Here is a 13,418-nt window from a genome sequence, read left to right as displayed (position 1 = left end):
ATATGAAAAATTATTACAAAGTGCTTCTTGTTGCCACAATCAGTCATTTCTCATTGGCCCTAAGCCCTCCGCCTCCTCAGGCGCAAGTTATTGAAGAAGTAAAGTTTGAGCCGCATATGGTGGAGCATCTTATAAAAGGCTGTCCAGAAAACTCTGAATGTAATTCACAAATGGGAAAAGTATCAGAAGACTTTAAGCAAACTTTTTTAAAGGATAGCTTGATCAAGAAGAAAGAATTCGCAAACAAATATGGTCTGCCTTTCACTTTCTGGACAACTCTCCCTAAAGATAAAAATACAATTACCTATCAATCAAAGTGTAGTTTTCATCATCCTCAGAAAGATAAATTTGGAAAAATTGTAAATGACAGGCAGCCTATTTATGAAGGAATTAGATTTCTAAAGAGCACGAAGGAGCTTTCAAACAATCAAGATATCCTACCTAATATCATGTTAAGGCAAGGGCAAGATAAACCAACGATCATCCCACGCCACTCTATTCCATTTTATACAAATGGAGCGGCCATTTACTTTCAACAAGAGTATCGCGGGGTTGATTTTAAGTTTAAAATAGAAAATGAAAAGGTCTCCCTCTTCACAGATAAACTTCAAAACTATGAGATACAAAGTGGAGCTTGCAGCGAAGAGCTCTTAACTAAGTTTAAGGAAATTAATAGTCAAAAGCTCTATCAAAGTGCATATTGTAAGCTTATCTATGATGCAAAGGCGAAGAAGTACTTTCGCTATATTTTTGGATGGAGCTGTTAATTGCAACAGAAACAATTAGAAGAAATTGAACTTTGTGTTTACAACCTAGAAAATCTATTTATAAAGGATGCCTTTGATCATCCTCCAAACCTAAACTACTTTAAATCACCACTAAATCTCAATCAATTGCGTACAGTTTTTAGTGAAATAAATGCTGATATTTATGCTCTAACGGAGATTGGCTATATTGAAAGTCTTCATTACTTTAATGAAAATTACCTTTCAAATGAGTACGAAATTTATCACAACCAAGGAAATAGTGATCGAGGAATTGAAAACGCCTTCTTAGTTAGAAAGGGCCTGCCTTTCTATTTTGAGCATCTCTCTCACACTGATAAAGAGATTGATTTTATCTTGCACGATGAAGATGAAACAAATTACTTTCTATCACGTGACTTCTCTCACTTAAGAGTATTTAGCGATAAAGAGAAAACAAAACATATAATGAGTCTTTTGAATGTTCACTTAAAGTCCCAACGAGATGATTCCGGCCATGACTTTAGATCAGTTAGAAGAAGAAAGGCCGAGCTTGAGTTACTTGTTCACGTCTATAAACAAGAATCTTCACTCTTTAAAGAAACCCCTGTCATTTTATGTGGAGACTTTAATGGTAATGCTTCGAATGAAAAAACAGATGAAGAATTTTTATCACTATACTCAGAAACAAATCTTAAGGATGTACTTGGAATTTTTGAATTACCACTAGAGTACCGAACAACATTCTATCAATTCGTTGGCCAAGCGGCCCACCCTCTTCAACTTGATTACCTCTTTATTGATGAAAGGTTTAAAAATCAAATTGCAGATGCTGCTGTCTATCGCTACCGCAACTCAGTTGGAAAGGTTTTAGGCCCGCCGCGCAAACGATCGGATATATGGAATAATCCCTCTGACCACTACCCTGTGTACGCAATTTATAAACTATTGAAATAAGATTCGAGAATTGATGATTTACGCGATGCAATTGCAAGGATGAAAAAGATCATTTAATAAATTCTCTATGCATCAAATTAAACAACACATCTTAATCTGGCTTTTTGCGTTACCTACTTTTGCAGCTTCTGTTGTTGCCATCAGTGATAACCAAATTGATATCAATCATATTGATCTTAAGGATCATCTTTTTTCTAATCGCCAAGAAATCGAAAATGGTAAAGATAGCGACGCTAATGGAAAGATTGATGATCTTAATGGTTGGAATTATATCCAAAACTCTGGAAAGGTTTTTGATGACGGCCTTATTGGAACTTTCGACCCAAGAGTTTTTGAATACTATGAAATTAGAAAGAAGAAGACACTAAAGACGGCAACTGAAAGTGAACTTAAATGGTACACGGAAATTAGAAAAGACGACGAGTTTATGGAAAGCAGAGATGAGTTCTCTTCATATACGCACGGCTCTCATGTTGCATGTCTTGCAATGAACACAAAGACTTTGCCGTACGAGCTAAAGTCAGGAGATCTCCGATATCTTCCAATTCGCTACTTAGGAGATGATCCGAAAGGTCTATTTGCTAAGAAGGAATTTATTCCTAGCAAATATAGTAAGTCATATCTAAAGATTAGAAATATCGAAAGATACTTAATGTACTATGAAAACTGGATGATTTCTAAAATGAGAGAAACTGTTAAGTACTCGTCTAAGTTTTCAAATATCTATCACGCATCTTGGGGACAAAGCTGGGAGCCGGCCTATGATATGATCAACGGGCTCTTCCAAGATGAATTTAATTTAAAAGAAAAAGAAGTTAATGATAAATATGAAAAGCTAATCACTCAAATGCGTGATAGCTATATGAAAGGACTGATGGACAAAGGTCTAGAAGTGGTAAAAGCATATCCTAAAATGCTTTTCGTATTTTCTGCTGGAAATAAAAAAGACGATACGGACTCTTTATTGCATTATCCATCTTCAATTATTGCAGAAAACGTTATTTCTGTTGCCGCAATTGATGAACACAATAAGGACAAGGCCTATTTTTCAAATTTCGGAAAAAAGACTGTGACAATCTTTGCACCAGGAGTGGCAATCAATTCATGCTCACCCGGCGATAACTATGTTCCAATAAATGGAACTTCTCAAGCAGCTCCACAAGTAACAAACACGGCCGCAATGATTTATGCCATGGCGGACTTTTACAATAAAGATATTAATGGATCTTTTGTAAAAGACATACTGGAAGACTCGGCCAAAAAGCTGAGTACTTTAAGCAATCTTTGCACAAGTGGTGGACTACTCGATCAACAAAGCGCTCTAAGCCTTGCACGTTACTATTTAAAGTAAAACCTATGCTAAATTTTAGCTGAAATTTCATACGGAATGAGCATATTTTGCCTAAACCTCTTATCTATTTTGACGATAAGAATAGATAAGAGGTGGATCATATGAACAAATTAGCAACTTTAATCTTACTATCTTCATTAATGAGCTGTGCGAGTAGTACGCACCAAACTGAATCAATTGAAAGCAAAATTGCAGGCTTTGAAGATCGCTCAGATAGTGAAGTTAATCCAATCCCTTCTTATAAAATTAGAAGCTTTAAAAAGAAGAGTCGTGGCCCAGCGAGTGTTGGTCAAGAACTGACTAAAGATATCTCTAAGCTTGATAATAAGAAAGTCTACTTTCTTTCGCTTTATGAACAATACTTAACATTCTCTGACCTCTACCCTAGTTTTAAAAAAGACGTTAAAACATGTGCTTACTTTCATCAAGAGTTTAGCTCATATAATGACAAACCAAAGACTTGGAGTTATCAGCTAAGAGAAGATATTGATGACAATATTGAAAATGTGGTTTGGCACCTTCCATATGATGGAGAGAGAGCAACAAAAGCAACTCTTCCTCTTGCAATGAAAGAACATATGGATCGTACATATTACGAAATATCAAAACTATGTGACAATGGTTTCTCTGATAATTACTACGTTTTCGAAAACTATATTTCGTTAGCAAAAAGTAATAAAGTTTATGCAGGAACAAGTGAAGGTGCAAACTCACTAGTTAAAACAAGTCTTGTTTTTAACAAATTACTAATCGACAATCTTTCAACAAAGAAGAAAGTTAATATCGGTCGTGGACTAGCTTCAAAATCAGAAGATATTGAGTATACGGAAATTTCTTTTAGAAGAATGCAAGCACTTTGGTTTTAGGAATCTTTAACTAAATTAGGCCTTACCGACCTTTTAATTAACTTTAAGTAGAACCTATGATGTTCATATGAGAGTTCTACTTTTAATTCCCCTATTCATTATTGCATTGCTATCTTGCAATCAAGATCACCCCAAGCAGGGCCGCTTATCAGAGATAACAAGAAATTTTTACGAAATCCCTTCATTCTTTGATATCGAGATTGTCTCAATTGATATACAAAGTGAAGTCTTAGATCAAAATTACAATTGCTACGAATATAAACTTGATATCAACCTTAAGGCAAAAGAAGACCTACTAACCCTAAGACCGAATCGTCCATTTGGAAAGTATCGAATTAGAACAACAAAGGGTGAAGAGTTCATTCCCATCACAAATACAAAAGTTGAATTAGAAAAAGAAATTAGATACTACGAAGAGCAAATAGATCAGGTAGCTCTTATCAGCCAATGTGTACGAATGCGAGGTAAGAAATGTATTCGCTACAGAAAAGTGAAGGCCTCTCGTCGCCATAAAGAAAGTATGATTGATCGAAAAATAGCATCAACGAAGAAGTTCTTTCCTTTCGCAATAAATAAGAATCAGAATACTATTGTAAAAGAGCTACCCATTGTTGTTTGTAAGAATGAATTAACTAATAAGTGGAATTAGATAACACCAGTTAAGAGTAAATAAACCTCTCTAACATTTGCACGAACCACAGATATTGATGTCATCATATCCGAATAATAGATATGCTTTCTTCCATCTTCATTGTGATGAACTTTCGCAAAATCTTCTCTTTCAGTCATAAGGTGCCTCTTGAGTTCACGAGTACTAACAATGACCTCATTAATTTCATCTTCAGTTGCAATCTGTCCTTTATAGACTGAAATACTTCTTTGATAGAGAGATTCAACTTCTGAAAAGTAATTTAGAAGACGATCGGTTTCATCTGCTGATAGCTTCCAATTTTCGTAATACTTTGTAAGCATAGTTGTAAGCTTATCTAAGCTATCTGCTAATTGTTCGAGGTCAGAGGCGATCTGCATAAGCTTTATAGCATTGCGACTCTCAACTTCCTCTGCACCATTAGCAATTACTTTTGAAATAAAATCATTGATTTCAAGTTGAATATTATCAATAATTTTTTCGTAATCTTTAATTTTTGCCAGAGCACGGGCCCCCTTAGTAGGACTTTCAATATACTCGTGGCACTTCTCAAACATTCTTGAAACAATATCTAAAAGCTTACCAATTTCAAGTTCGACTAAAACATATGCCATTGTCGAAGAAATATGTCTTCTTTCGCCAAGGAATTTTAACTTTGGACGATCCTTAAATTTCGCATCCGGATACATTCCCTGAATAAGTTCCGCCACAATATTCTTAAAGAAGAAGTAATTAAGGATTGCCAGTGAAATAACAAAGAATTGCCCTATGACAACAAGACTAACCGTTCCAACTGTTGTTTCAACATTATGATCAATGATCACAATTAATAAGAAACTAGCAAATGTGGCCACTAAGTAATGGACTAATGGATGGAGGGATAAACGAATTGCAAGAGGTCTTGCAACTTTTCTTGCCGTATTAAAATTTATAAAAAATGAACTTAGTGTTGAGGCGCAAATAATTGAAAAGCAAATACTAACAGGAAAAACTTTTGTGAAGATCATGACCACTGCGATGGCCAATGTCATCGTTTGGCTTCTTAAGATGAACGATACTACTGTTCCAAAAACAAATCCAATTAGAAGGTTTGTAAATAAAGAATAATCAACAAATCGAACAACAATATCTTGAACAAGATCCCAAGTTAAAAGAGAGACAAGACTCTCATGCATTACCGATACACCAAGAAAAAGAAATGCTAGTCCAAATAGGAGCTTTGTTAGCTTTCTCACAAAGCGTTGTGTAAATACCAGACCAAGAATAAGAGCAAAGGCCATAAGATTCAGACCTATCTCCTGTCTTGAAAGCATTAGAATAAGAAAGATCGTAACGGCACCAATGACAGAGCCAAAAAGCATAGGAATAACTCGATTCTTTTTAATCAAGTTGGCATTAACAAGACCTACCGTCACGATATTGGCCATTGTTGGTGAGAATGCTAGTAGACTCAGCCTTGCACCATTCCAGAAATTGACGACAAAGTTCTTTCCATCAATATCAGAAGCAATATGTTTGATAGCACCAGAACCCAGACTCTGAATACCTGCAGAGATAATTCGTTGTCCGTAATAAAATATAGCGAGTCCTGAGATAAAAAATAAAACCGTTTGCAAGTATTCCATGACTTATTAAATATAAATCCTTGTAAGATTTAAGAAGTGGCCTTGGCCACCCAGATAGGGATAATAATGTAGAGTATTGTATCTCGGATCAGATAAAATAGGAAAAAATAAATAAAAGCTTTTGGGCCTTTATTCCATAATCCTTCAATCCCCAAGTATTGAATCTTCTTAGACATTGCCACCATAAATTTTGTTTTACCATAGTGGGTAATGAAGAATGAAATAGCACCATCGACCTTGCGATCAAATGCCAGAAAAGGAGCCTTTAGTCGCTCCAGTAAGGACTTTAGAACAGTTTTCTGCTCTGATTGCTTATTCTTATCTACTTCGTTTGCATTATTAGTAACTGAGCTCATGATAAGCACAAATTAGCAGAGAAAAACAGTGGTGAAAAGGATTTTAGGAATCTTTGAACAACTATTAATGACACCATATAGAATTTCTATTGGCCCCGAATCAAGATATATAAGATAGTAATATTATGGAAGAAGATATTGACTAATACACTCAGACAATACAAATTAGCACAATATCTAACAAAAAGAATTAAGACGAATAAAGAAAAACAAGGTCTACAATTCCATGACACTTTTGGGTACCGATTTGGGTAATCTAAGTCACAGGGATTATAGACGACACAGTGCAAGGAAGATTTTTTGCTACAAAAAATACACCTATTAAACATTCAAACTAAGAGTGAAAATATACCTACTCACCTGCTAAAAATGCCAGGTGCGTTTGTTCTTATTACATGTCAAAGAACAATCATCCTAACAACTACTGAATTCAGTGATGAAGACAGACAACTAGGACAATACTACTTTGGAAAGAAGGCCTATCACTTTTTACTAGAAACTATTTGTGGCCTACAAAGTAAGCTTAAGGGTGAGAGTGAGATCGTTGCCCAATTCAAAGAAGCATTCTCAAATTATTTAAAAGAAGATATTCGCTCTTCTCTAATTCTTAGAGTCCTTGAAAAACTATTTAAGGATGCTAAAGAAGTAAGAAAAGAGCACTTAATTAAGATTGGTCAACAATCTTATGCAGGTATTACAAGAAGAATCATTCAATCAAAATATGACTCTGGAGATGTTCTAATTTTAGGATCAGGACAATTAGCAAGAGATTCTATTAAGCACCTAATGAAAAAGTATAATGTTTATATTAGTGCTAGAAACCCAGAGAAAGTACAAGATATCATTAATGATTTTCCAAATATCAATATCACTGCTGTTGGCTGGAAGGATTATAACGAATACTTCAAGTTTAATAGCTATGTGAACACTATCGGATGCTCAGGAAAGATCTTTGCTGAAGAGTTCTTTGCTGGCCACTGTCCAAATAACTCAATCTTTGTCGACCTTGGCTCACCTTCTGTAATTGACACAGAATTTGACAAGAAACAGGGTGTTTATCGTTTAGGAGATATTCTTAATCACGGTAAAATGCTAGATGAAGAAAAGATTGAGAAACTAGACCAAGCGAAGATGGCCATTGAATCTCTTGTTGAGAAGAGAGCTAAGCACTTAGCTACAGTACGCGCAAATCTTTAGTATTAATTAACTCAAAAGCACCGTTATCTAAGTCGATCTGTTATCTACAGTAATTTACTGTAGGAGACGACATGGAGATTAATAGCTCAAATCGAATCGGACATATACCGCTTAGTACACTTAAGTGGATTCGAAAAAACTCAATTGTATTCGATAAAGAATTTATTTCTTTAAGAATGCTATTGCTACTTAGTCTACTCATCAATATTACATCCTTTGTACTTCCAATTGTTGTGATGCAAATCTATGATCGAATGATACCAAATCATCGAACAGCAACAGCGATTATTTTATTACTTGGACTAACTCTATTCCTAATGGCCGAAGCAGCTCTAAGATACTTGCGCTACTATATTATTACCTTTGCAGGTGCCCGATTTGAAAGTAAACACTCACAAGAACTGATTAAGAAAACAATTACAGATTCAGATTTTTATAATGTTGGTGTATTTCAGTATTCCTTAAAAGAGATTCAAAGAAATAAGTCATTCTTTGCAGGACAAGGGATAATTACATTAACAGAGCTACCATTCTTATGCCTCTATTTTGGATTCCTTTTTTATATAAATCCGTTTATGGCATTAATTCCATTTTTTACACTGTCAGTTTATATGATGACCTCACTCTATTCTTTAAAGAGGATAACTAGAATAATCCAACTCAAGCACATAACTGATATTGATCAAAATAACCTACTTTATAAAATTCTCGATAATCTAACTGTGATTAGAAAGTTTGGTAGAATTAAACTATTTAACAATCAATTTAAAAAGAAACAGGCAAGAGTTGCTAAAAATAATTATCAGCTTAATTGCTATGAGCAACAGTTAATTAACCTCGGTCAATTAACAACACAAATTACATCTGTTGCCGTTCTAGCACTAGGAGTTTATCTCGTAAGAACAGGACAAATAGGAATTGGATCACTTGTTGCTTCACTTATTCTGGCCAATCGATGTGTAGCACCAGTCACAAAAATATTTCAAGTATTAAAGAAAGTACATGAGGCTAAAGTCATGTCTGATGTAATTATTCATCCAACAAGTTCAGCTCAAGCAAAAGAAAAACAAAAGCTAGAAAGTGTTTATTCGATGGTTATCCCTATTTATATAAGAGGTAAAAAGCACGAAATTCCATTCATGAAGGGCGATACTATTTCATTAAAATATCAAGACAAAGATACAAAGGAATTCTTATATGCACCTAATTTGAAGGCCATCACAAAAAAAGTTTATATAAATGACTATAAGTTATCAGATGTTGATGACTTAAGTCTTTACAAGAAAATTGCAATCATAAACGCAAAGCCAAATATATGGAACGGCACAATTAGAGAGAACATCACTTCTTTTGGTCTAGTCGATGAAAAAAAGGCCCAAAAATTCATTAACATTTTGGGGCTTGGTGAAATAATTCAAAATCTTCCAAACGGACTTGATACAAAGCTGACATCAGAAGTTGAAGATAATATTTCTGATGAAGTAAAATCATTAATCTATATAACCAGACAGCTTGCACTGACACCAGAGATTATTGTTTTAAACGAATTTGAAGCAGGAGTAGATAGAGAAAACTATATTAAGGTATTCGAATATATTGCAAATATTAGAGAGTCACGAATTATATTTATCAATACCAGAGATCAAAACTTACTTAAGTTATGTAATCGAGATCTTTTGAATAATCGCATAGGCGAAATTGATACTTACTTAGTCTAGGGAGAATAATGTCTAATATAAAAATGATATTTCATAATCTAATGGAGCTAAAGTATCAGGATGACTACAGCGAAGATGTTAATGAAATTCTAATGTCATATCGACATATGAATGAAGTTGATCTAATTAATGCTTTAGCATCAATAGGATTGAAAACAGAAAAGTTAAAAGTTAATCTTCAAAACATTGAAAACAGTGCGCTTCCTTGTTTACTAGTGGCCGCAAAGAGTATAGAGAACTTTTGCGACAAGAATGATTATCTCATACTCACTTATGAAAAAGACTTAGAACAACACTACCTTATAAATGATCACGATTTAAAGAGACAAATTGATATCGACAACTTCCCTATTAAGTACGCTCTCTTCATCAAGCAAATTAACGACACAGAAATAAAGAATGAAGTAATATTTGAAAACACTTCTAAGAATTACATTGATTGGGTAAAAGCACTACTCATTCGCTTTAGAAAAGAGTTCATAACCGTTGTCTCAATTTCACTACTTAACATAATAACAATAATCGTACTAGCTTTCTATGTAATGACAATTTATGACATCATGATTAATGCTAGAGATACATCAATTTTCATTCCTACAACAACTGGAATTCTTCTCCTATTAACAATTAATTTTCTCGCTCGAAATATTCGATCAAATATCATTTCTTGGTGTGTAAATCGAATAGACTATATTCTTGAGGTCGCCATTCTAGAAAAAGTATCAAATATGTCTGACCATCAAAGAGAGCTAGAAAAGATCGATTTTCAAAACAATCGCTTAGAAGATATCAGAAACTCAGTAGAGTTTTTATCATCTGCAAACTTTTTAAAATTTATCGATATATTATTTAACACACTACTCATTATTCCGATGATCTTTATTTCATGGCAAGTTGCACTTCCAATCCTAATACTCGCACCTCTATACATCTTTATCTACCTATACAATATTTCTAAGATAAGACTAAAAAAGGAGGAATTTGAAGATTTAAAAGAAAACAAAAACAATCTTATTAATGAGCTAAAGAGAACTTCTGAAGAGATTTATTTAGAAAACCTTTTCCCTGTTTTTAGCACACGCCTATCTGCACTCAATTCAAATGCTTGCTATCGAGAGCATAAAACAAAGATGCATTCTCAAAAAATCTACTTCTACTCATATAGCTTTATGGTGTGTGTCGCAATTATTTCAATGGCAATAGGGCTTGTCCAAGTTTGGAATCAATCACTATCGGCAGCAAGTTTTTTGGGTCTAATGATCTTATTATGGCATCTGGTGACTCCGGCCCAAAAACTTCAAGAATTTCTACAACAAATTGATGCTGTTAACTCCTCTTTTAAAAAACTACACAAGCTTCTACGTTCAAAGAGTGAAACGAGAACATATCGATCTTTTGAAGATCTCTACACGAATAACTTCGACATTCAATTTAGATCAGTATCATTCCAATACCCTGATACTTTAGAAAATGTTTTTGAGGATATAGACCTTACGATAAAACAGAACGAAATTTATGGTATCCATGCAGGTGTGAATTCGGGCAAAAACGCATTCATCAAACTGCTTAATAAAACTTACTTACCAAAATCTGGATCAATTCAAATTGGAGGCATTGATCATCGCCAATTTGATACACTTTATATGAGACAATATATTCTAACTCTAAATCTCAAGAAGTCCCTATTAAAGGATATGAGTATTTACGAGAATATCAAATATATCAATCCCCTAATTACACGTGATGATATTATGATCCACTTAGGCTTCTTTGGGATTGGAGAGCTACTAGAAGAAAGCGGAATGACTATCGACACTCCACTTAGTGGATCAACAAAATTGAAGGTTTCCAACGAACTCTATTCTTCAATTGTTCTAGCGATCCCCTTTTGCACTCAAGCAAAAGTTGTTCTAATTGAAGATATTCCCTCAAATGTGATTAATGAACAATTCAAATTACTCAAGAAGTTTTTAAAGCTCTCCAGAGGGAATTTTTCAGTCATCTTTTGTAGTGAGCACAAAGAAATATTAAAAGAAGCAGATAAGATAATTTACATGGCATCAGGCTCAAAATTTTCTTCAGGAAATAAGGAAGAAATCTTAGAAATTCTCGAAGAAAGTGCTCTTGTTTAGACCGATGCAAGGAATACGATAAATGAAAGAACAAAGAAAATTATCACTTAAAAATGTTTCAGATTACGATAAGCAATCCGACTATATTGGACAGGATATTTTATTAGATGAAGCAAGAGTTCCACTTGCTTCAAAATCTACGATCTTACTCTCTTGCTTTGCTTTAATCGCATTCTTTGTGTGGATATCCCTTTCAAAGGTTAATGAAGTTGTTAGTGGAAACGGTGTCATTGAATCAACCAACAAAATTAGCTCTATAAATTATAATAAGTCAGGAGTACTTAACGCCCTCTATGTTATGAATGGCCAGTATGTAGAAGCAGGTGAACTTCTCTACACTCTCGTTGATGAGAAACAAAAGAAGGATAATATATTCTATGTCCGCTCAGAGACAAGAGGAATCATTAGAAACGTTAAGATAGAGGCCATTGGAAGTAGATTATTGGCCAATCAAAGTATCATGAATTTGGAACCGATTAATGATAGTCTAACAGCATCAGTAGAAATTACCCCAAAAGATATTGATTCTATTAGAGACGGAATGCCAGTTCAGATTAGATTCAAAGTGAACAATCAATATGAAACAATCCTTGGAGAAGTGCAATCGACTTCTCCTACAACATATTACACTAGCAATGGAAGAGCCTACTACCAAGCGAAAGTGCTTCTCTTTAAAAACTACCTAGGAAGAGACTCAAATAAGAATCTAATCTTACCAGGAGTCAAAGTTCGCGCAGATATACTTATAACTAAAAAGAGTATTCTATCCTTTCTAACAAATCCTTTAGACTCCTCACTTAACTATGCATTAACAGAGAGATGATTATGTTTAAAAAACTACAACAAGCGGTTCAAGAAAATATGTCAGAGGCAAGTAGCAGCAATAAATCACATGCACAAGAACATGAAATGAAAAGGCCCAAAATCCTAATCATAAGTAACAACAAATATATCACAGAGCGATTAATGCAAGTACTGGATGACACTTATGAGATTATTCAAAGAGATAAAGTTGCAATGATCATTCAAATTTTTGCAGATGTAAAAAAGAATGATGTCGATCTCATACTCTACTATGATTCTACTTTAAATAAAGACTTATCAATCTTTTCAATGCTAAAAAAGTACCCCAGATTCTCAAGTGTTCCAATAATAGTCTTGGCACAAGAAATTACAGAAAAGAGAAAGTCACACTATTTAAGCAATGACTTAAATGATTTCATTGATCTTCAAAGTTTCTCTAACATTAAACAGTTAATTAACTCAAAAATAAAACTTCAAGCTAAGATAAAATCTATTATTAATTACTCTCTTAACCACAATAGTGGGCTTGATATCGTATCAAACGCACAAATGCACATAAGAACACTAGCTGATGTTGCCGGATGTGCAAGAACATTAAAGCTATTTACAAATTCATCAATTACTCAAGAAAGGGCATTTTTTGAAATTATTCTAAACTCTCTTGAGCACGGTCAACTTAAGATTGATAAACTCGAGCGAGAGAAAATAAAGGCCAATGGGGACTATGAAAGTTATCTTGATATCCTATGTAATAGAAATAAAGAGCCTGTTATTGTGACATATGAAAAGCTAGAAGAGTCCTATCGTATCTCTGTCATAGATGGAGGAGATGGTTTTGAGTTCAAAAAATACCTAAAGGCCAACCTTAGTAACTCAATCAAAGAATCTGAAAAAGGAATTGCTATTGCCAATAGTACTAAAGGAATCGAGTTAAATTATATTGTTCCAGGAAATATTGTTGAAATTAATATTCCACATCAGGAAAAGTTCAAACTTTGGCACTAAAAAAAAGGCCCGTTA

The 13,418-nt window shown here is 34.1% G+C and carries 12 protein-coding genes; 10 read left to right on the top strand and 2 right to left on the bottom strand.

Features of this window, described 5'->3' with window-relative positions:
• The first annotated feature begins 2 nt into the window (after positions 1-2).
• The 5 genes from C0Z22_RS02990 (at position 3) to C0Z22_RS02970 (ending at position 4,566) form a co-directional block, all read left to right on the top strand.
• Entirely contained in the window at positions 3-767 is a 765-nt protein-coding gene (locus C0Z22_RS02990) for a hypothetical protein (protein ID WP_103216851.1), read from the top strand.
• Positions 768-1,700 carry a hypothetical protein gene (locus C0Z22_RS02985; protein ID WP_103216850.1) on the top strand — a complete coding sequence of 311 codons (933 nt, stop codon included), beginning with the start codon at positions 768-770 and terminating at the stop codon, positions 1,698-1,700.
• Positions 1,701-1,767: 67 nt separating this feature from the next.
• Positions 1,768-3,051, top strand: coding sequence for a S8 family serine peptidase (locus C0Z22_RS02980; protein WP_103216849.1), 1,284 nt, complete (start codon positions 1,768-1,770; stop codon positions 3,049-3,051).
• A gap of 101 nt (positions 3,052-3,152) precedes the next feature.
• Positions 3,153-3,917 (top strand): hypothetical protein, encoded by a 765-nt coding sequence (locus tag C0Z22_RS02975; protein ID WP_103216848.1) that lies wholly within the window; start codon positions 3,153-3,155, stop codon positions 3,915-3,917.
• Positions 3,918-3,984: 67 nt separating this feature from the next.
• Entirely contained in the window at positions 3,985-4,566 is a 582-nt protein-coding gene (locus C0Z22_RS02970) for a hypothetical protein (RefSeq protein WP_103216847.1), read from the top strand.
• On the opposite strand, the gene C0Z22_RS02965 is transcribed toward C0Z22_RS02970, so the two are convergent.
• Positions 4,563-6,191 carry a PhoU domain-containing protein gene (locus C0Z22_RS02965; RefSeq protein ID WP_103216846.1) on the bottom strand — a complete coding sequence of 543 codons (1,629 nt, stop codon included), beginning with the start codon at positions 6,189-6,191 and terminating at the stop codon, positions 4,563-4,565. The genes C0Z22_RS02970 and C0Z22_RS02965 overlap by 4 nt on opposite strands.
• Positions 6,192-6,220: 29 nt before the next feature.
• Complete coding sequence (locus C0Z22_RS02960; RefSeq protein WP_103216845.1) at positions 6,221-6,547, bottom strand: hypothetical protein; 327 nt, start codon at positions 6,545-6,547, stop codon at positions 6,221-6,223.
• A gap of 300 nt (positions 6,548-6,847) precedes the next feature.
• Between C0Z22_RS02960 and C0Z22_RS02955 the strand changes: the two genes are divergently transcribed.
• The 5 genes from C0Z22_RS02955 (at position 6,848) to C0Z22_RS02935 (ending at position 13,403) form a co-directional block, all read left to right on the top strand.
• Entirely contained in the window at positions 6,848-7,744 is an 897-nt protein-coding gene (locus C0Z22_RS02955) for a hypothetical protein (protein WP_146037768.1), read from the top strand.
• 71 nt (positions 7,745-7,815) lie between these two features.
• Positions 7,816-9,462, top strand: coding sequence for an ABC transporter transmembrane domain-containing protein (locus C0Z22_RS02950; protein WP_103216843.1), 1,647 nt, complete (start codon positions 7,816-7,818; stop codon positions 9,460-9,462).
• 8 nt (positions 9,463-9,470) lie between these two features.
• Positions 9,471-11,594: an ATP-binding cassette domain-containing protein gene (locus C0Z22_RS02945; RefSeq protein WP_103216842.1), complete on the top strand. Its 2,124-nt coding sequence runs from the start codon at positions 9,471-9,473 to the stop codon at positions 11,592-11,594.
• Positions 11,595-11,616: 22 nt separating this feature from the next.
• The gene (locus C0Z22_RS02940) at positions 11,617-12,417 is read left to right on the top strand and encodes an HlyD family efflux transporter periplasmic adaptor subunit (RefSeq protein ID WP_103216841.1); all 801 of its coding nucleotides are present in this window, start codon (positions 11,617-11,619) and stop codon (positions 12,415-12,417) included.
• Between the two features lie 2 nt (positions 12,418-12,419).
• On the top strand, positions 12,420-13,403 hold the full coding sequence (locus C0Z22_RS02935; RefSeq protein ID WP_103216840.1) for a hypothetical protein: 984 nt from the start codon (positions 12,420-12,422) through the stop codon (positions 13,401-13,403).
• The last annotated feature ends 15 nt before the right edge of the window (positions 13,404-13,418 follow it).

The sequence above is a fragment of the Halobacteriovorax sp. DA5 genome, from assembly GCF_002903145.1.
In the GTDB taxonomy this organism is placed as follows: Bacteria; Bdellovibrionota; Bacteriovoracia; order Bacteriovoracales; family Bacteriovoracaceae; genus Halobacteriovorax_A.
This window is presented reverse-complemented; position numbering and strand designations above follow the sequence as displayed.